Raw genomic sequence first — 20,957 nt, forward strand, 5'->3', positions numbered from 1 at the left:
ATACCATATCACAGGGCACGATAAACCCGGCAAAACAAGTAAAATCAAAACACCTCGACCTAAGCTTCATACCGCGAAAGCATTGTCAATTCAGTATTAGGCAGGTCTCCTGACTTGTAACATTTTTACCACCCTTCCCATTCCGACAAGCGGAACAGTGGGTATTTATTGGTAAAAACTTGTTGTGTTACTTACAGTTGCGCGACAGTTCGTGATTTACACACGATTCCCTATTAATTTACAATTAAGTAAAACCTATACCGGTTGATGAAGTAAAGTAAAGAACTATATCTGCGCAAATATAGCGATACAGGCTATCGGTTGTAGTTAGTGTTGTTTATTAATTTCCACATACATCACAAAAAGCCGTGTGTTTTAAAACTTTTCCAAGCATTCCCAACTGGACGACCCGGTGCTTTATTTTTCAAATAACACTGATAATCAATTAATTAAATTCAAGTTTCAAGCATAACATCACGCTGTTTTTAACGGGTACAAATAGTGGCATAAAATTCGTACATTTTATGTAACCAATTAATTTGCTTTATCGTATAAGGTTTAGTATCGCAAAAAGAAGTAATTTAAATAACACTGTAAGTCCAATTATTATTTTTGATTGTCCGGCATATTAATATTGCATTTTTGATTTAATTTCCGGGTAATTATTATATTAAAAACAATTTAAATAGTTGAAAATCGTGGCTGCTTGCCTTTAAAAGCCAATATTTTGCTTAACAATATTGTTACAGTGTTTAAATGTCTTTTTGCCTACACAACCTTCTGCTATAAAAAATAACCACCAACAGTGCATTTCATTCAACAGTTCGGGTATAAATATCCACAGTGGGCAAATTAATACACATTAAAATTATTAATTTTTTTAACTATAAAAAAACTTTTGTTTTGGTTTGATTCAATCTAAAACAAAAAAAAACAACCAAGTACGAAACTTTTTAAATAACTCTCCGTAAAAACAGTTCAGTAACTATTCCTAAAGGTTGTTTCCAAAAACTAACCCGCGGGCTTTACTAAATTTATTTATACAAGTAATTTAAATCACATTAGAGTGAAAATGGTAGCCGAAAGAAAACACCTTGCTGATGACAGAACTGTAACTGTAAACGGGATCAGTTTTGAATTAAATTCTGTTGAATTTAAAGAGTTCCTGGAGCACTGTGCTACCTTTATGGATATCAGTAAAGATGGATTTGGATTAATGATAGATTCGATCTCCGATTCGGTTATTGACAACGAAAACCCGGAGATGACCTTAGAGACTATACGCCCACAGCTTAAATTTATGAGAGAATTAAGCCTTTTTTTAAAAACTATATATACTTCAAATCTTTAAATAGCAACCAGGCTAAGCAGGCCCACTGCTACCTTCGCCTGGTTTTGCATCCCAACCCACAACCGCGGTTTTGATTAAAAGCTCGTTGTATTTTTCAAGCACTTCCAGGTATTTATTTTTCCAATATTCCTGCATCTGTTGTTCGCCAGCTAACTCAGCGGCCGATTTTTTTTCAGTTCTATCTTGCTCGAAATCTTCACTCTTAAATAAATGCGGAAATTCGACAGAAAAATCGTGCTTTAAGCACAATCCTATTTGATAAATAATGTCTTTTTTAAGGTATTGCTGATCAAACCAGTAATAAACAGACCGGCGGTTAACTTTAACAAACCGCGCAACTTCGCTTATGCTATACCCCTTCCGCCTTATCGTTCGTTCAATTATCTGACCGTAATGCAACTCCATATAGAGGAAAAGTTTAGTGTTTTTTTGGGATTTTATGATCACAAAGCTTTAACTCTGCAATTATAAAACGGTTAATTTTATCAAAATTTAGCTGGCTTCGTTTAAAGCAAGTTGCTCAAGACCCACTTTTATTACCAGGGCACAATCTAATGATTCGATGGTCATTAAAACCAATTTACCCATTACACGGCTTACAACACCCTCTACATTTAAAAGAGAACCTTCTTTTATCTTAACCCTATCCCCTACATTTAAATTGCTTAGTTGCACAACCTCTACTTCTGCGTAGGTTTCGGTAATTTTCCTTATGCGTTCAATTTCATGTTCGCTTACGGTTACTGGCTTTTGACAATGCGAAACAAAGCTCAAAACTCCCGAAGTACTTTTAACCTTTTGATATTCGTACTGGCTTACATTTACAAACAGATATGAGGCAAAAAGAGGTGTTTCGACTATTTTAATTCTATCAGCCCATTTGTTTTTCGACCTCATTACAGGGCAAAAAGACATAATGTTTTGATCTTTTAAATTCTTGTCGATTTTTTTCTCGAACCGGGATCGTGTATAAACCACCATCCATTGCTTGGCCGAAGTGCTTTTGATTTTTAACAATTTATTCTCCACGGTTAGGTTTTTTATAAATTGTAATACAAATTATCGTACCATTAAATTCCGCGGCTGTCATTTTTACACATTTCAAAACCACACACGCCATTCACCAAAAAACCGAGGCTGCTAAATAAATATTAATTCACATATTAAAAACACTAAAAATAAAACATATTTAATAATATAGAATAAGTAACAATATCTTATCAAATCACTACTAAACTTACGGCAACAAGCTATCCTTCGCTTTTAAAATGAAGGTGATTTTAAAAAACGTACCTCCAATCAAAAAAAGTAGTTCAAAGCTCCTTTATATAATGAGAAGAAAATAAACGAGAGCACCTAAATAAATAAAAATAACTGAAAATCAATTAATTGTAAATTAATTAATAAAAACATGATGCTTAAAATCATTCATTTTATTGAAGACACAATACAAAGTGTGAAATTTTTGCACACTGCTTCACACATTTGTAGCAGTTTTCAATTTAAATGCCAAAAACGCAATTATTCATCTACTTTTATGGCATTGTTATCGGTTAAAACAATTTAGTTGCAAACGATTATCAATAAACAGCTTGTTTTTTTATCAAAGAAACACAATTACTGTAAGTGAAATGGCGAAGCTTTATAAAGTACTCCCATTTACTCGTTAAAACCTCTCTTTTCTCCGCTTAGGCAACGTTAAACAATAACGCACCAGATTATTAAACTACTTTTTAAATACTCCAAATACATCTAATAACAAAGATTTACACATGAAAATATATTCAATGGTAAACCGTCTCCTTTTTGCATTGGCGGCAATGGTAATTTGCACTTCCTGCAACTCGTATAAAAATGTACCTTATTTTCAAGACCTGAAAAGATCAGATAAGATAAGTGATAACGTCGATAACTTTTCACCGATTACTATCCAGTCGCAAGATATACTTAGTATAAGTGTAAGCAGCCTTAATCCCGAGGCCTGGAAAGACGATAACAATAAAGGCGGCTACCTGGTTGATCTGGATGGGAATATCCAGTTACCATTAATTGGAACTGTTAAAGTAGCCGGCTTAACAACCAATGTTGTACAACAGCAGATACGAAAAAAGCTAACTACCTATTTAAAAGAGCCGACTGCAAATGTGCGGATCATGAATTTTAAAATTTCGGTTATTGGCGATGTTGCCAGGCCAAATGTTTATCCGGTTGCCAACGAGCGGATAACTGTAACTGAAGCCTTAGGTCTTGCCGGCGATCTTAATATAACCGGCATACGTAACAACGTGCTCCTGATCCGTGAAATTGACAATAAACGTCAGTACATCAACCTGGATCTTACATCGGCAGAGATTTTCAAATCGCCGTATTATTACCTTAAAAATAACGACGTGATCTATGTTCAGCCCGATAAAACCAAAACCAACTCGGGCGATAGAAGCTACCGTACTGTTAGCCTTGTACTATCAGCGCTATCAGTTATTACAATTGTCCTTACCAGTGTACTAAAAAATTAACCACATGAAAAACGAGCGCCTGTTCCTGACATCGTCTTTTGAAGACCAGGAAGAAAATCCACCAAAAGACGTCCGCGGAATATTTTACAAGTACCTGCACCGCTGGCCATTATTTGTTATCAGCTTTGCCATTGCCATTGGCATAGCCTGGTTTTATGTAAAAAACATTAAACCGGTTTATGATATTAAAGCAAAACTTGCAGTAAAGGACGATACCAAGGCAGATAACGCCAAGGAAGCCCTTGCCGAGATAGATCTGGCCGGCCAATCAAAAGATATTGAAACGGAGCTGGAAATGATCAAATCGCGCCCGCTTATACGTGAAGTGGTGAACAACTTGCAATTGTGGACAAGCTACCGCGAGACCGATGCTTATAAAAGCAGGGATATTTATGTATCTACCCCTGTTACCTTTAAACTGATCCGCTCTGGCGGGTCTGCTTTGAAAGAGCAGACATTATCAATAGTTATAAAGGATACCAGCTCGTTCACTATTAAAACCGAGAACAGCGAGTCGCAGCCATATGAGTTCAATAAAACGTTAACTAACAGCATAGGTACATGGCAATTAGTTAAAACGCCTTATTTTAAGGATTACATTGGCCGTACTGTTAACATCGGGCTTCAAAATCCCGAAGATGTGGTAACCATGTATCAAAATGGCGTTGTTGTTTCCTTAAACAAAGAGGCCCCCATTATTGAAATGGAACTGGAAGACGAGATACCAGAACGCGGCAAGCAGTTTTTAACTCAATTAATAAAAGTTTATAAAATTTCGAGTATTGAGGATAAGAACAAGGTAACTCAAAGCACCATTAAGTTTATCGACGATAGGCTTTCATCGGTTGCCGGAGAGTTGAACAGCGTTGAAAAAGATGTTGAGGGTTTTAAAAGCAGCAATGGGCTTACCGATATCTCTTCCAAATCGAAGTTTTATCTTGATAACGTTCAAAGCAACGATGTTCGCTTAAACGATGTTAACGTACAGCTTAATGTGATTGAAGGCATTGAACGCTATGTAAACTCAAGCAGCAATTCGGAAAGTGTACCGGCTACCCTTGGCATTTCTGATCCAACACTTACCAGTTTGGTTGATCAACTATCTAAACTGCAATTGCAGCGTGACAGAATGCTAGCCACTACACCTGAACAGAACCCGATATTTGAACCTTTAAACAGGCAGATCCGTTCGATAAAAACATCTATTAAAGAAACCATAGCCGGCATTAAGCAATCGCTAACCTCAGTTCAGCGCGAATTGAAAAATAACAATTCGGGCTTCGAAGCATCTATTAAAAATATTCCGGGACAGGAGCGCCAATACGTTGGCTTTAAACGCCACCAGGGTATTAAAGAAAACCTTTATATCTACCTGTTACAAAAAAGAGAGGAACTTTCATTAAGCTACGCTTCAACAATTACCAGTATCCGTACCATAGAAGAACCGTATTACGTATCGCCAAAATCAAAAAAACAGGTACCTTATGTACTTGCTTTTCTGCTGGGACTTGGTATTCCGGCTTCACTGATCTATGGTCTCGAAGTGCTTAAAAACAAGGTAATTAACCGTACCGAAATAGAAAAGGCAACCGGCGCCCAGATCATTGGCGAACTGATTCAACAAAAAGACAAAGACAATATTATTGTGGTGCTTGATAAAGAAGCATCGGCCATTGGCGAGCAGTTCAGGGCCTTACGTACCAATTTGCAAATCCTATTCAACGAGCAGCAAAGTGGTAGGGTAACCATGTTTACATCAAGCATTGCAGGCGAAGGTAAAAGCTTTGTAACCAGTAATATGGGTGTGGCATTGGCTGCGACAAGCCGCAGGGTTGTTATCCTTGAGCTGGATATGCGCCGCCCTAAAATATCAAGCATCTTCAAGCTATCGGAAACCCATCCGGGTATGAGCGAGTTTTTAAAAGGCGAAAAACAATTAAATGAAATTGTTCAGCCTTCGGGAGTACATGCCAACCTAAGTATTGTAGGTGCAGGTGCAATACCTGAAAACCCATCAGAATTGCTTGATAGCTTTATGTTGGATAAAGCAATACAACAATTACGTACAGAGTATGATGATATTTTAATTGATACCCCACCCCTGCACCTGGTTACAGATGCTATGATATTATCAAGGGTTTGTAACGTTACGCTTTACTTGGTAAAACAAGGCTATACCGATAAATCTGAACTGAAATTTATTAAGCAAACTGTCAAAGAAAACAAATTACCAAATCTCAATATCATTTTTAACGGAATACAACGCACCAAGTATGGCTACGGCTATAAGTACGATGGCAGCTACTACTCCGAACGAAAAGTTAAAAAAATAAGGGCTTAAACAAGCTTCAGTTCATAGTTTAAATAGAGCATGGCTTCGGTGATTGGGCCATGCTTTTTACAACCTAAACATAAAGCCTTCAACGGGCAAAAGCAATGGAAGCAGCAACGCAAAAAATACCATTAACAACCAAATACGCTAAAATTATTGAATGGGGTAAGCTTATCACAGTAACCGGATCAGCACAACTCATTGTACAGGTAATAGGTTTTTTAAGCGCAATTGTGGTGATCAGACACCTACCTACCGGTGAATACGCTTTATACACGCTGGCCAACACCATGCTTGGTACCATGATATTACTTGCCGATGGCGGTATCTCTACCGGTGTAATGTCGCAAGGCGGAAAGATCTGGAAAGATCGCCAGAAGCTGGGCCTTGTAATTGCCACCGGGCTTGATTTAAGGCGCAAATTTGCCGTAGGAAGCTTAATGGTTGCTATACCAATTTTATTGTACCTGTTATTACATCATGGTGCAAGCTGGTTAACATCTGTACTGATTGTGATATCGCTTATTCCGGCATTTTTCACATCGCTATCGGGTACATTGCTTGAAGTTGCGCCCAAGCTTACGCAAGATATCACCCCGCTGCAAAAAATACAGGTTGGCAACAATGCCATGCGTTTGGCCCTCATAGGCATTACCATATTTTCATTTCCATGGGCCTATGTGGCTATACTGGCTGCAGGTTTACCACAAATATGGGCAAATCTGCGTTTAAGAAAAATATCATCAAAGTATGCGGATTTTAATCAACCGGCCGATCCTGAGATCAGGAAAAACATCCTGACCTTTGTAAGGCGTATTTTACCGGGATCCATCTATTACTGCGCCTCGGGCCAGATCACTGTTTGGCTTATATCTATATTTGGCTCAACCACTGCGGTAGCACAGGTTGGGGCTTTAGGTCGCCTGGTAATGGTGTTGAATTTATTTAATGTTATATTTTCAACCCTGATATCACCAAGGTTTGCACGCCTGCCCGACAATAGAAAAACGCTTCTTGTTAATTATCTCAGGATCCAGGTATTGCTATTTATAGTAATGGGTGCAATAGTAGGCGTAGTTTGGTTGTTTCCCGCTCAAATATTGTGGGTGCTCGGTTATTCATATGCTAACTTACAACATGAGGTAGTGCTTAACATAGCCGGTAGTTGCCTCGGATTGATTGCCGGATGCTCATTCTCACTATATACACACCGCGGTTGGGCTATCAAACCTATCATACTTATTCCATTAAGCATAGCTGCCATAGCAGCCTGCGCCCTTTTCCTTGATATTTCAACTTTGCATGGTGTATTGCTGATGAATATATACGTTGCCGCCTTTGAAATGGTGATGCATATCCTTTACAGCCTTGTGATGATCAATAAAGTTAAAACAGCTCAATAAAGCTATGTCGCTACTTAAATTATTGCCCGAAGTTGCAGGTAAGCATGGTTGGCCCTGGACTGACGAAGTTGCCGAAAACAGCTATCAATCAACAACTGAATGGCCTAAAATATCTATAGTTACCCCGAGTTATAACCAAGGGCATTTTATTGAAGAAACCATCCGCTCTATCCTGTTACAAAACTATCCCAACCTTGAGTATATCATTATGGATGGTGGTAGTACCGACAATACTGTGGAGATCATAAAAAAGTACGAGCCTTGGATAACATTATGGGTAAGCGAAAAAGATAAAGGCCAGGCTAACGCGATAAACAAAGGGGTTGATAAATGCACGGGCGAGATCTTTAACTGGATAAACAGCGACGATTACCTGGCTCCGGACGCCCTGCTTCATGTAGCAAACTCCTTTACAAAAGGAGGTACCGTAGCTGGCAAGGTTTTTAATTTTTATGATGATGACGCTACTTTTAAGGATGTTGTTGAAAATAAAGATCTATCACCACAGCAATTCATCTCGCTGAAGGCTACCTTTCATCAACCGGGTGTTTGGTGCGATCTGCAAAACATCAGGACTACCGGCCAGTTTTCTGAAAATTCATCATACTATTTCGATAGAATTTTCTTTACCCGGTACTTTATGCAGTTTAGCCAAGTGGTTTACACCAACAATATCCTTGTGTATTTCAGGTATCATGAAAGTTCAAAAACCATTGTGATACGCGATAGCAAGGCTGATGAATTAATCGATTATTATTTGCTGCTGTTGAAAGATCCATTATTTGAAAGTGTAAGAAAAGAGTTAACCTCAGCATTAAAATACCAGCTTTTGCCCGAAAAGCACATAAGCGAATGGGAGTACGAAAATTCGCGCAAAGATTTCAGCAGCAGGTTAACAAGTTATTTTGCACTGATGATGAAAAAACCCGAGTTATTACAGTCGCGGCATTTTTTCACTAAGCTAAAACGAAGCGTACTACATAACATCACATAAAAACACTAAGCGCTACAGAGTACTGATCACAATATGAAAATGGTTTTTATTTGCAGCTCGCTCGAGCCCGGACGCGATGGTGTTGGCGATTATGTGAGACGCCTGGCTTGCGAACTTATTGCAAATAACCACAGGGTAATTGCAATAGCCTTACAGGATAGTTTTTTAACAGATATAAAAAACGAAGAGCAGGAATTTAACGGAATAAAATTACCCGTACTTCGCATCCCCGCGCAACAAAGCACCGCATACAGATACGGTTACCTGCAAACACGGTTAAAGTTTTTCAAGCCCAATTTTATTAGTTTACAGTATGTAGGGTTTGGCTTTAACAAATACGGTTTACCAGTTGATATGCTGCTAAACCTACGTAAGGCCACCGGCGAGGTTAAACTGCACATTATGCTGCATGAACTTTGGTGCGGCATGGCGGCAAGCGCCGGTTACAAAGAGAAAGTACTGGGCTTATCACAGAAAGTGTTTTTAAAAATGCTGATAGCCAATTTAAAGCCGCACGCAATTTTTACAAGTGTTGAACCTTATCGTTTGTATTTAAAGCAGATAGGTGTTAAAGCCTCTGTGATCCCAATTTTTGGCAATATCCCAACAACTGATACAGGCAGTGAAAAAGACTGGCAAAAACTAATTGAAACTGTCAATCTATCGGCAATAATACACTGCCCTCAAAATTGGTTAGTATTAGGTTTTTTTGGCACCACCTACAATTGTCCCGGTTTAGAAACCATGATAAACCAGGCTAATAATGCCGCTAAACAGGCTGGATTAAAATTAGGGATATTAGCTATCGGAAACAGCCGCGGTGTTGATGTAGCAGAATTAATAAAAACGTTAGATGGCGTTGTTTACTGGCAAACCGGTCCGCTTTCTGCAGGTACGCTTAATCGGGTTTTACAATTGGCAGATATCGGTGTAGTTACCAGCCCCGTTGATGGCATAAATAAAAGCGGCGCGGCAGTTGCATGGATGGAACGAGGCATCCCGGTTATCATATCCGCAGCCGATAAAACTTACCACGAAGATGAAATGATAGGGCTTGGCGTTTACCAGGCGCACTCGGCAAATGAAGTACTTAAAGCGTACAAGGCTAAAGGCAAAATAAAGCCGCAAAACAATCTCACCAAAGCGGCTATAGCCTACACCATGGACGCGGTGTAACAGGCAAATAAAATGGATGCTATCAACATCCATTAAAACAAAAATCTACCATGCCAAAAAAAATATTATTAATGGGCCATACAGATGGTTTAGGTGGAGCGCAAACCGCTTACCGCGAGCTATTTGATTTTGTGCAACAGGAAGGTCACGAACTAAAGATCATTAATATTACCGATAGAAAAGTGAGCCAGCAACCGTTTGGAAGCAGTGCCTTGCTGGGGTGTATTGAACACAAAGTTTCGGGCATATTTAAAAAAGCAAAAAAATATGTTTCGCTTTTACAAGCGGGCTCTAAAGCTAAATCATTTGATCCTGATGTATTTGTGAGTATTGGGCTATCAAACTCGGCTATATTTATCACCAAATACCTGGGCAAAAACTGTTTTAAAATAGCGCAGGATTTTATTGCCAATCGGTCGGAGCATGAAGAGATCTGGATTCAAAGTAGAGATACCTTTAATGGGATAGCAGTACAGGCTCCATCAATGCTTAAATACTGGCAATCAGTACTTTCCGATCCATCGGCTGTTAACTGGCTCCCCTGCTTTCCTCAACCACCTGTTGCAGGCGTTATCAAAGCTCCAGGCAACAGATCGGCCCCAAACATTAAACTTGGTTACTTTGGCCGCCTGGCTGGCAACAAAGGTTTACCACTGTTATTCAAAGCCCTGGCAGATTTGCCCGCTCCCGAAACCCTAACCCTCGATTTATGGGGAAAAGGCGAAAAAGAGGCCGAATTGAAAAAATTAGCTAACGAACTCAAAATAACATCGCGAGTTAATTTTTTAGGTGGATATCCTGATCAAAAGGAAGGTGCCGAACTCATGGCCTCATACGATGCATTGGTTTTAACCTCTACAGAAATGGAAGGCTTACCATTGGTGCTGCTCGAGTCGATGGCTTACGGCTTGCCATTTATGGCTACAGATATTGGTGCAATAGCAGATTGCTGTATCAACAACCCCGATACTGTATTGGTGAAGCCAACACAAGAAAACATAACAATAGGCCTGGCGGTGCTGATCCATCATATTCAAACCGGGCAATTTGATCCCGACAGGTTACATCAATATTACGAAGACAATTTTTCGGCACATGTAATGGCCTCACGATGGCGCGAATGCCTGGATAACCCTAAGATCTTTTTCTCATGAATCAGCAAAAAACAATATTAATAACAGGCGCGTCGGGCTTTTTAGGCACCTGGCTGGCCGATGAGGCCGCAAAAGCCGGGTACAAGTTGTTGGGGATTGATCTACGTGTGCCTCTTCGCCCCCATTTATGGTCGGGATTTGCTACCTCATCTCTTGAAACTGCCGATCTGGATAATTTACTTAGCGGCCACGAGATAGCAGCAGTTTGCCATTTAGCTGGCGGCGCTTCGGTAGCATCATCAGTAAGCGACCCTTTTGGCGATTTTTCGAGTCTGTTGCCCGGTACTTCCCGTTTGGCTTTACATCTCATTAAAGCACATCCGCAGGCAAGGATCTTCTTTTTCTCGAGCGCTGCTGTTTACGGTAACCCTGAAACATTGCCAATAACAGAATGCACACCACTACAACCCATATCGCCCTACGGCATCCATAAAGCAACAGCCGAAACACTGCTAACCTATTATGCAAAGGCATTTGGATTAAAAACAACCGTGTTCCGCATATTTTCGGTGTATGGGCCAGGTTTGCGCAAGCAGCTAATTTACGATGTATGCCAACGGGCCACACAGGCCGCGGCACTTGGCCAAAAAGAAATAAGGTTGTTTGGAACCGGGAACGAAAGCCGCGATTTTTTATACATAGAGGATCTTTGCCAGGCAGTTTTAGCGGTTTTGCAACACGACAGTAAAGAGCGATGCAATGTTTACAACCTTGCATCTGGCACAGAGAATACGGTAGCCCAGGTTGCAGAGTGCATTATTAAACATCTGGATATAGATGTAAAAATCACATTCGACGGTAATGTACCCAAAGGCGACCCGGCTAACTGGCGTGCCGATGTAAATAAGCTATCGCTACTAAATTTTAAAACCAAATACTCACTACATGATGGATTAAAACAAGTAGTTACCTGGGCTAAAGTAAATGCCTGATGGTATAGCCGATACAAGTGTTGTAAGATAAATAAACGTTCACCCCCTGCGTTAATCACAACAACAAAATGAAACATAACCCACAGCTCGATGCCATGCGTGCCGTTGCTGCCTTTGCCATAATTGCCCATCACTATTTACTTTTTCCAGCCGGTTGGATCGGCGTTCAGTTCTTTTTCGTGTTATCGGGCTTCCTGATCTCCGGTATCATCATTAAAGGGAAAGAACAATATAAAAAAGCCGGTATAGTCGCCTTTTTCAAAAACTTTTATCAACGTAGGATACTAAGGTTATTCCCGCTTTATTATGGTTACGTTTTTATACTCGGTCTGTTCTACATCTTTGTAAAAAAGCCCGAAGCATTTAATATCGAATGGCCCTGGATCCTTACCTATTCACTCAATTTCAGATGGCTGTTCCATAACTATTCGTTCCACATGGTATATGGCCATTTGTGGAGCCTATCTGCCGAGTGGCAATTTTATTTGGTATGGCCGCTATTTTTATGGTATCTGCCTAAAAAATATACAAACAGGTGGTTGTTATGTCTAATCCCCATAGCAATGCTGATACGGATAGCCGTTTACCTGGTATGTAACCACCTCAATTACCTGGTAGGCTTTAATGGTAGTGCCGAGTCTGAAGCACTGGCCCCTTACGTGTTGCCGTTTTCACACCTCGACGCTTTTGTTTTCGGGACGCTGTTGTGCAACTCGAAGTTTAGAAAAGCAATAAGCAGGCCGGTTGTTGTTTACTCATGCATAGCGATAACAGTAACAGCGGGCTTCACGCTTGTTTGGTTATTACCATCGTACCCAATAGCCTCATTAGGCTGGCCAAGCAACTTACCGCTGGCTTACCAGTGGGTTTGGGGTTACTCGCTACTAAATATTACAAGTGCCGCCATCATAGCGGCGTTGGTAGAAGGTAAAGGAGCACGCTTTTTTGAGTTTACCAATATTACCGGGTTGCAATACTTAGGCAAAATTTCATACGGTATATATGTTTACCATCCGCTGCTAATATTCGCAGCACTTAATTATAGAGATAAACTTCCCTCCTTCCCGGGCAAGAGCATAGTCGAATTGATTTTTATTGTGATGATCACATCAGTAATTGCCCATTTTTCCTATAAATATTGGGAGAAACCGTTTCTTAAAAAGAGTAAGAAACAAACAGCTGCGCCTGAAGACTTAATACCTGAGCCGAAACCAGACCTGAAACCAGAAATGATCCACTAACCAAATTGAGAAGCTTACAAATTTATCATGTTACATGAACAGCAGTATTAACAGGCAATTAATTATTATTGCCCCAACCTGCCCGCCCGGAGTTTGTGGAGTAAGCGACCACGCTTATAAAACAGCCCTGGCATTAGGCAAATATTATGGCTCGGTAAAAATAGGGGTCGAATATTTCCCCTCATTAATTCCGGATACACCGTTACCCATAACAACAGCCTATTGGCACCAACTATTAGATCAATTAAAAAAGAGTAACATACCGGCTGATGTTTTACTCAATTACACACCAACCAGCTACGCGCGATCGGGCTTTCCCCTTAAATTGCTCAGCGCGCTGAAAAAGTTAAAAAAAGCATCGGCAAATAACCACCTGTTTGTTTTTATTCACGAAACGTGGGATGGCAGCAGTAACCTAAAAATGCACCACAGGTTACGCAACCTCTTTATAAAAAACACCATAAAACAAATAAGTGAAATTGCTGACGGGATAACGGTAGTAACTAACGAACAAAAGCAAAAAATTGAAGCCATAACCTTCAAACCCAAAATACGGCTTAGCCTGGTGGGTGCGAATATATTGCCCTTTGATAAAGCTTACGGACTTAACAGTACCCGCACCCCTGGCGACTGGCTGATATTTGGCCTGGCACATACAAGGCTTTGGACATTACAACAACACTTAAATTTAATAAAGGAGCTACAAAGCAAAGGAGTAATTAAGCGCATTTACGCTATAGGCCCTAAAGACAACACTTTTTCAGATCAGGAACAGGCGCTGGCCAATAGCAAGTTCGGTCCGGGATTTTTAATACAGATGGGTACTCTTGTACCTGAAGAAGTATCAAAAATGATGCTTAACGCCGAGGCGGCACTGGTTGGACAAACGGCAGATAGTTTACGTAAATCTGGTACGTTCGCAGCTTTATCGGCACATGCGGTACCAGTAATATGCGAAGCGCCTATTACGCTTGATGAGCCACCTGGTTATGCCATTATCCGCCCTGATGAACTGCGTGGCAATACGGAGTTAATATCAAGTACCGAAGGCGAAAAACGCCGTCAACTTTTACACCAGTGGTTTTGGCTTACCCGCAGTTGGGAAGCAATTGCGCTGGATATGCACACCTGGATCAGGGCTAATTAAATCTACAGCTTTTTATACGGCTTAAGTTTTACAAAGGTTTCGATGAAAAAAATAATTTTATCACATCCCACCGGCAACCGCAATGTAAGAGCGGTAATGACCAGTCTTAATAATGCGGGAATGTTGGAGAAATTTAACACTACCCTTGCTGCCGATGCCGGATCCTTCTGGTTAAAGCTATTGCCTGCGGGTATCCGTGCCGAGTGGTTGAGAAGGGCCTATCCTGTTCCATCAAAAAACCTGCACACCCGCCCCTCGCTCGAGCTTGCGCGCATTGCGCTACCTAAATTAGGATTTAGCAGCTGTATTGAACATGAAAAAGGCTGGGCCTGTATAGATGCTGTTTACCATGATCTGGACAAAGCCGGTGCTAAACAGCTTAAAAGCATAAAAGGTGATATAGATGCGGTTTACGCATACGAAGATGGAGCTTTGGAAACCTTTCGCCAGGCAAAAAAAATGGGCGTTAAATGTATTTACGATCTGCCGATAGCCTACTGGCAAACCGTGCAAAAGCTGTTAGGCCATGAGGCCGAACGCATGCCGCAGTGGGCTGTTACTTTAGGTGGAGGCATAAATGATTCGGAAGCTAAGCTTGAGCGGAAAACCAAAGAACTTGAATTAGCCGATGTGGTAGTTGGCCCCGGATCATTTGTGATGGATTCTATCCCGCTTTGGTCAAACAAAGAGGTGATCATGTCGCCTTTTGGTTCACCCGAATTAAGCGCACTGCCGGTAGCTGATCAGCAAAAACAAAAAGACGCACCTCTTCGCGTACTATTTGCAGGCTCGATGGGTCAGCGCAAAGGCCTGGGCGATTTGTTCAACGCAGTAAAAATGCTGAACACGTCCAATGTTGAACTGGTGGTGATGGGCGCCTTATTAACCGATATGGATTTTTATCGTAGTCAGTTGCCCAATTTCACTTACGAACCAGGCCGTTCGCACGATAAGGTTTTAGAATTGATGCGGTCATGCGATGTATTCTGCCTGCCATCAATTGTTGAAGGCAGGGCATTGGTAATGCAAGAGGCCATGAGCCAGGGCTTACCTATCATCATTACCCCAAATACCGGCGGTGCCGATTTGATAGACGAAGGCAAAACAGGCTTTTTAGTTCCCACACAATCGCCCGAATTAATTGCCGAAAAAATAGCCTGGTTTTTAGATAACCGCAACCAAATTCCATATATGGGCGAGATGGCCCGCCAAAAAGCCGCCGGTTATACTTGGGACAACTATGGTGACCATATCGTTCAATCGCTTAACAAATATTTAAGTTAATATGCCTTATGGCTTTTAAAAATCACTATGGCTGCAAATGAACTTCCAACCATAATACAACTTGAAGCGCCGCGCCGCAAAAGAATCCATATAGCTAAGCCTGTCAAGAAAAAAGACCCTAACCTGTTGCTTAAACGTGGCATATGGGCTTATTTTCTGTTGCTCATTTTTGAGGGGGCCTTACGTAAATGGGTGCTACCGGGTTTATCAACACCACTATTGGTTGTTCGCGACCCTTTAGCATTATGGCTGGTGTTATTGGCATGGAAACGTAACCTTTTACCATCAAACCTATATGTTAATGGGATGATGATAATCGGTGCCATAGCCATTATAACGGCTTTAGCATTTGGGCATGGCAATTTCGCGGTAGCCATATACGGTGCCCGCATCCTGATGTTCCACTGGCCGCTAATGTTTGTGATAGGTAAAGTGTTTGATCGTTACGATGTAATCAAAATTGGCCAGGCAACCATGTGGATCACCATACCTATGGCCATGTTGATAACGGCTCAGTTTTACAGTCCGCAATCAGCATTTGTAAACCGGGGAGTAGGCGGCGACATGAAAGGCGGTGGTTTTGACGGTGCGATGGGCTTTTTCAGACCACCTGCAACGTTTTCGTTTACCAACGGTACAGCTTTATTTTTTGGGTTTGCAGCGGCTTATGTTTGCTACTTCTGGCTCACACCAAAAAGTATAAATAGGCTGGTACTTTTAGGCGCAACATTAGGCGTTTTGATGGCTATTCCCCTATCTATAAGCCGTAGTTTATTATCATTAGTACTGGCAGCAATACTATTTTCATTTATAGGCATCTCACGCAATCCCAAATACATTGGCAAGGTAATGGTAGCCGTGGTGGCCTTAGTTGTGATATTTGCGGTGCTAAGCCAGTTTAGCTTTTTTGCTACCCCGCTCGAGGTGTTCACGCACCGCTTCACAAGCGCCAACGAAACCGAAGGTGGTGTATCCGGCGTGTTTGTCGATCGCTTTTTAGGCGGCATGGTTGGCGCCATCATCGAATCGGCACAGAAACCATTTTTCGGCTATGGCATAGGAATGGGTACCAGCGTAGGCAGTATGCTGATAGCCGGCGACCATACGGTGTACCTGATCTCGGAAGGTGAATGGGGCCGTTTAATTGGTGAAATGGGCATTCTTATGGGCTTTGCGGTGATCATTATCCGCGTAGTATTTGTAGTGAACTTAGGCTGGAATAGTTTTAAACGGGTAGCCAAAGATGATTTTTTACCATGGATGATCTGTAGCATCGGCATTCTTGCTATTATGCAGGGCCAGTGGGCACAACCAACTTCGTTAGGCTTTGATGTTATCCTCGGCGGTATTACGCTTGCTGCATTACGCAAACCTAACCGTAAGCTGTACCTGGTAAAAACAATTGAAGAAGGCGATGAGATCCCTGCTTCCCTCAATATCAACAAATTCAATCATTAACATTTATACCCCTATTATATGTTGTTACAAAACCTGGTATCCTCGTCATTTACCGAATCGGTTGATGAGCTGATTGATGTACTGTACTCAAGCAAGCAACTTGAACATAACGTCCTGTCTGCCGGTTCGGCAATTAAGCAGGCCATTTTAAATGGAGGTAAATTACTAACCTGTGGAAACGGTGGCAGCGCTGCTGATGCCCTGCACCTTGCCGAAGAACTTGTTGGCCGCTACAAACTGGAGCGCCGCAGCTTGCCCGCCATCTGCCTCAACGCCGATGTAACAGCCATCACCTGCATAGGTAATGATTACGGGTTTGATCATATTTATTCAAGGCAGGTTCATGGCCTGGGTAAACCCGGCGATGTGCTTGTTGGGTTTAGCACCAGTGGCAACAGCCCCAATGTGATTAACGCGTTTGAGCAAGCCAATAAGCAAGGCATTACCACAATCTATCTTGGCGGTAAAGATGGCGGAAAATTAAAAGGACTTTGTAACCACGAGATCATCGTGCCAAGTAATACCACCGCGCGCATTCAGGAAATACATACCGTGGTATTGCACCAATGGCTTGAAGAGTTAGATATCACCGACTGGAGTTCACTATAAAATACCCCTTATCATGAATTTACCTTATTTACTTACCCAACTTGGCACAGTTAAAATATTGGTTTTGGGCGATCTGATGCTCGACCATTACATATGGGGCAATGTTCACCGCATTTCGCCCGAGGCACCAGTGCCTGTAGTACAGGTTGCCAGGGATACCTACACTGCCGGTGGCGCGGCAAACGTTGCGCTTAACCTAAGTAATCTTGGTGTAAGAACAAAGGTAATGGGCCATGTTACTCAGGATGATGCGGGACGGCGCTTACAGGAAATCCTTTCTGATAAACGCGTTAAATACATCTCGCCCGAGTTGCTTTTTCAGGCACCTACCATTATCAAAACACGGGTAATTGTACACTCGCAGCAACTTTGCCGTATTGACAGGGAAGAAACCCGCGAGTGCTACAGCATTGATTCATCGCCTAAGTTTGAGGTATTGTTGGAGAAAGTATTGTCGGAAGTTGACGCGGTTATTTTATCTGATTATGCCAAAGGCGTTATCACCCAAACGCTGGTTGATTCGGTTTTAAAAATAGCAAAAAAGCTTCCTAATTTATTGGTAGCTGTTGATCCGAAACCGGCCCGCAGGTTATCGTTTAAAGGGGTTGGCTTACTAACCCCCAACCGCCACGAAGCGTTGGAATTAGCAGAGTTACCAGAACCATTGGCTGGCGAAAAATATCCGCTCGAAGAAATATGCAAGCGGATCCACGAGATCTACAGCCCTGAAATTTTAATAGTAACCCTTGGTGCAGATGGTATGGCCATCAGTCATAAAGGCGAGGTTACAGAACATCTTCCTACCGTTGCGCGCCAGGTATTTGATGTGTCGGGCGCGGGCGATACGGTTATAGCAACCTTAACCGCGGCACTGGCCAGCGGCGCTACCGCTGCCGAAGCTGCACGCTTAGCAAATGCCGCCGCAGGTTGCGTAGTAGCCCATGTAGGTACAGCCCCTGTGTTATATAACGAACTTAATGATTGGCTGCAAAAAGCCGATTTGGATTATCAAAACAAGTGATCAGATCTTATCTGTTGACGATATGAGTGCTTCAAAAAACAAAAACGTTCTTATTTACAGGCTTGGTAGCCTTGGCGATACCATAATGGCATTGCCGTGCTTCCACAAAATAAAGGATTCGTTTCCCGATGCAGATATTACGCTGTTAACCAATAAACCGGTAATGGCAAAGGCTGCCGCTATCGAAGCCATTTTGGGAACAGGTTACTTTTTTGATCGCACCATTAACTACCCGGTAGGCACCCGCGATTGGAAAGTATTACTCGATCTCATTAAACAGATCCGTGCGTTGAAAATTGATACGGTAGTTAATATAACCCCGGTACGTTCAAAAAAAGCCATTCTGCGGGATAAGTTATTTTTTATGGCCGCAGGTGTGAAACGCCTGATAGGTTTTGATGTATTAGAAGAAGATATAAACGTAGTAACCGACCCGCAAACGGGTGTTAACGAATGGGAAGCGAAACGCCTTGCCCGCCGTATTAAAGTTTTAGGAGATATTGACCTTGAAGCCCCCCAAAACTGGGACATGCGCCTCACTCCTGCCGAAACCAATGCTGCCAATACATATTTCGATCTGGTAGCACAGGGAAGCCCGGTTTTGGCTATATCATTAGGCACTAAAAACCAGGCTAATGATTGGGGACTGATCAACTGGCAGGCTTTACTTATCCAACTATCGGGCATACTGCTCAACTGGAAACTCATCATCATTGGCGCACCCGACGAAACCGTATTGGCCGATGCTTGCCTGGAATCGTGGGGCCGGGAAGGTATCAACCTCTGCGGAAAAACTACTCCGCGCATATCAGCTGCATTATTAAAAAGAGTTTCCCTTTTTATTGGGCATGATAGTGGACCACTGCATCTGGCAGCTTGTTCAGGCGTTCCATGTGTGGGTATTTACTCGGCCAGGAACATGCCGGGCCAATGGTTTCCGCGCGGAAAAAACAACCAATTGCTTTATAAACTGCCTGAATGTGCAGGCTGCGGCTTGGAAACATGCATCGAAAAACAAAAAAAATGTATCCTGTCTATCTCTGTAAATAATGTTCAGCAGGCTGCACTTAAAATAATCAACTCGGGTAAACCAAAAATATCGCCGGTTTTATATAACTAAATATGAAAGTACTTCACGTTATCAGCAGTATGGATCCTAAAATGGGTGGTGTATGCGAGGCTGTGCGAATCACCGCTGTCGGCCTGCAAACCTTAGGTATTCATAACGAGGTTGTCTGCGTTGACGAAGAAACATATCATCAAGATACTACTTATACACAGCATAACCTTGGGCCATCAAAAAATCCATGGTACTATAGCAATCGGCTATTACCATGGCTTAACGAAAATATAGGCCGGTTTGATGCGGTTATTGTACATGGGCTTTGGCTTTATCATGGTTACGCGGCTAATAAAGCTTTCCAAAATCTAAAGAAAAAAGGAGGCAGTAGCTTAAAAACCAAACTATTTGTAATGCCACATGGCATGCTCGACCCATATTTTCAGCGGGCTAAAACACGCCGTTTAAAAGCTTTACGCAATGTTATTTACTGGGGACTTATCGAAAAACACATTATAAATAACGCTGATGAGCTACTGTTTACATGCCAAACAGAGCTTCAGCTTGCACGTGAGCCTTTCTGGCCGTATAAACCTAAACGTGAAACTGTTGTTGGCCTCGGGGTTGAAGCGCCCCCAGCCTACAACGCAAGCATGCTTAGCGTTTTTGAAGAAAAAATTCCTGCTGTAAAAGGCAGCCCATATTTACTTTTTTTAAGCCGTATCCACGAAAAAAAGGGTGTGGATATGCTGCTGCACTCTTATACAAAAATTATTGAGCAGCAAACTTCAGATGCAGGCCAACAGGATCTAACCAATGTTCCAAAGCTTGTTATTGCAGGACCAGGTTTAGAAAGTGATTATGGGTTACAACTTAAAGAAACAGTAGATAATTCTGAATTGCTGAGTAAGCTGGTACACTTTCCGGGGATGTTAACCGGCGAGGCTAAATGGGGAGCTTTTTACGGCTGCGAGGCATTTGTGCTGCCAAGCCATCAGGAAAACTTTGGGATAGCGGTAGTTGAAGCGCTTACCTGTAATAAACCCGTTTTAATATCAAACCAGGTAAACATATGGCCCGAAATTGAGCAAGCCGGTGGGGCCATTGTTGCCGACGATACCCTAATCGGCACCTTCGAAATGCTTGATAAATGGAGCGGCTTAGCATCAACAGATAAAGATAAAATGGCTGCCGGTGCACGCCATTGTTATGAAAAACACTTCGCGATAGATGCGGTGATCAACAATTTTTATCAAATACTTAAAAACTGAATTACAGA

At 41.8% G+C, this 20,957-nt stretch carries 18 protein-coding genes and 1 riboswitch; of the genes, 16 read left to right on the forward strand and 2 right to left on the reverse strand.

Annotated elements, in window-relative coordinates:
• Positions 1 to 81: 81 nt before the first annotated feature.
• Positions 82 to 274: riboswitch (cobalamin riboswitch) on the reverse strand.
• A gap of 798 nt (positions 275 to 1,072) precedes the next feature.
• Complete coding sequence (locus tag AAFN85_RS26345; RefSeq protein ID WP_347530857.1) at positions 1,073 to 1,351, forward strand: hypothetical protein; 279 nt, start codon at positions 1,073 to 1,075, stop codon at positions 1,349 to 1,351.
• Between the two features lie 12 nt (positions 1,352 to 1,363).
• Here AAFN85_RS26345 and AAFN85_RS26350 read toward each other — a convergent pair whose 3' ends face one another.
• On the reverse strand, positions 1,364 to 1,756 hold the full coding sequence (locus AAFN85_RS26350) for a hypothetical protein (protein ID WP_347530858.1): 393 nt from the start codon (positions 1,754 to 1,756) through the stop codon (positions 1,364 to 1,366).
• An 87-nt stretch (positions 1,757 to 1,843) separates the two neighbouring features.
• Positions 1,844 to 2,380 (reverse strand): UpxY family transcription antiterminator, encoded by a 537-nt coding sequence (locus tag AAFN85_RS26355; RefSeq protein WP_347530859.1) that lies wholly within the window; start codon positions 2,378 to 2,380, stop codon positions 1,844 to 1,846.
• Between the two features lie 743 nt (positions 2,381 to 3,123).
• Between AAFN85_RS26355 and AAFN85_RS26360 the strand changes: the two genes are divergently transcribed.
• The 15 genes from AAFN85_RS26360 to AAFN85_RS26430 all read left to right on the forward strand — a co-directional run bounded on the left by AAFN85_RS26360 (position 3,124) and on the right by AAFN85_RS26430 (position 20,949).
• Entirely contained in the window at positions 3,124 to 3,867 is a 744-nt protein-coding gene (locus AAFN85_RS26360; RefSeq protein ID WP_347530860.1) for a polysaccharide biosynthesis/export family protein, read from the forward strand.
• Between the two features lie 4 nt (positions 3,868 to 3,871).
• On the forward strand, positions 3,872 to 6,208 hold the full coding sequence (locus AAFN85_RS26365) for a polysaccharide biosynthesis tyrosine autokinase (RefSeq protein WP_347530861.1): 2,337 nt from the start codon (positions 3,872 to 3,874) through the stop codon (positions 6,206 to 6,208).
• 95 nt (positions 6,209 to 6,303) lie between these two features.
• On the forward strand, positions 6,304 to 7,602 hold the full coding sequence (locus AAFN85_RS26370; protein ID WP_347530862.1) for a polysaccharide biosynthesis protein: 1,299 nt from the start codon (positions 6,304 to 6,306) through the stop codon (positions 7,600 to 7,602).
• A gap of 4 nt (positions 7,603 to 7,606) precedes the next feature.
• The gene (locus tag AAFN85_RS26375; RefSeq protein WP_347530863.1) at positions 7,607 to 8,596 is read left to right on the forward strand and encodes a glycosyltransferase family 2 protein; all 990 of its coding nucleotides are present in this window, start codon (positions 7,607 to 7,609) and stop codon (positions 8,594 to 8,596) included.
• 33 nt (positions 8,597 to 8,629) lie between these two features.
• Positions 8,630 to 9,772, forward strand: coding sequence for a glycosyltransferase (locus AAFN85_RS26380; RefSeq protein ID WP_347530864.1), 1,143 nt, complete (start codon positions 8,630 to 8,632; stop codon positions 9,770 to 9,772).
• Between the two features lie 50 nt (positions 9,773 to 9,822).
• On the forward strand, positions 9,823 to 10,926 hold the full coding sequence (locus tag AAFN85_RS26385) for a glycosyltransferase (RefSeq protein ID WP_347530865.1): 1,104 nt from the start codon (positions 9,823 to 9,825) through the stop codon (positions 10,924 to 10,926).
• The gene (locus tag AAFN85_RS26390) at positions 10,923 to 11,858 is read left to right on the forward strand and encodes an NAD(P)-dependent oxidoreductase (protein ID WP_347530867.1); all 936 of its coding nucleotides are present in this window, start codon (positions 10,923 to 10,925) and stop codon (positions 11,856 to 11,858) included. The genes AAFN85_RS26385 and AAFN85_RS26390 overlap by 4 nt, the downstream gene beginning before the upstream one ends.
• A 68-nt stretch (positions 11,859 to 11,926) precedes the next feature.
• Positions 11,927 to 13,099, forward strand: coding sequence for an acyltransferase (locus tag AAFN85_RS26395; protein ID WP_347530868.1), 1,173 nt, complete (start codon positions 11,927 to 11,929; stop codon positions 13,097 to 13,099).
• A 34-nt stretch (positions 13,100 to 13,133) separates the two neighbouring features.
• A complete protein-coding gene (locus AAFN85_RS26400) occupies positions 13,134 to 14,246 on the forward strand; it encodes a hypothetical protein (RefSeq protein WP_347530869.1) in 1,113 nt (370 codons plus the stop codon).
• 42 nt (positions 14,247 to 14,288) lie between these two features.
• The gene (locus AAFN85_RS26405) at positions 14,289 to 15,530 is read left to right on the forward strand and encodes a glycosyltransferase (RefSeq protein ID WP_347530870.1); all 1,242 of its coding nucleotides are present in this window, start codon (positions 14,289 to 14,291) and stop codon (positions 15,528 to 15,530) included.
• A gap of 27 nt (positions 15,531 to 15,557) precedes the next feature.
• On the forward strand, positions 15,558 to 16,988 hold the full coding sequence (locus AAFN85_RS26410) for a hypothetical protein (RefSeq protein ID WP_347530871.1): 1,431 nt from the start codon (positions 15,558 to 15,560) through the stop codon (positions 16,986 to 16,988).
• A gap of 18 nt (positions 16,989 to 17,006) precedes the next feature.
• A complete protein-coding gene (locus AAFN85_RS26415; RefSeq protein ID WP_347530872.1) occupies positions 17,007 to 17,597 on the forward strand; it encodes an SIS domain-containing protein in 591 nt (196 codons plus the stop codon).
• Positions 17,598 to 17,610: 13 nt separating this feature from the next.
• Entirely contained in the window at positions 17,611 to 18,618 is a 1,008-nt protein-coding gene (locus AAFN85_RS26420; protein ID WP_347530873.1) for a PfkB family carbohydrate kinase, read from the forward strand.
• Positions 18,619 to 18,640: 22 nt separating this feature from the next.
• On the forward strand, positions 18,641 to 19,738 hold the full coding sequence (locus tag AAFN85_RS26425; RefSeq protein WP_347530874.1) for a glycosyltransferase family 9 protein: 1,098 nt from the start codon (positions 18,641 to 18,643) through the stop codon (positions 19,736 to 19,738).
• 2 nt (positions 19,739 to 19,740) lie between these two features.
• The gene (locus AAFN85_RS26430) at positions 19,741 to 20,949 is read left to right on the forward strand and encodes a glycosyltransferase (protein ID WP_347530875.1); all 1,209 of its coding nucleotides are present in this window, start codon (positions 19,741 to 19,743) and stop codon (positions 20,947 to 20,949) included.
• The last annotated feature ends 8 nt before the right edge of the window (positions 20,950 to 20,957 follow it).

This window comes from Mucilaginibacter sp. CAU 1740 (assembly GCF_039839285.1).
GTDB lineage: Bacteria > Bacteroidota > Bacteroidia > Sphingobacteriales > Sphingobacteriaceae > Mucilaginibacter.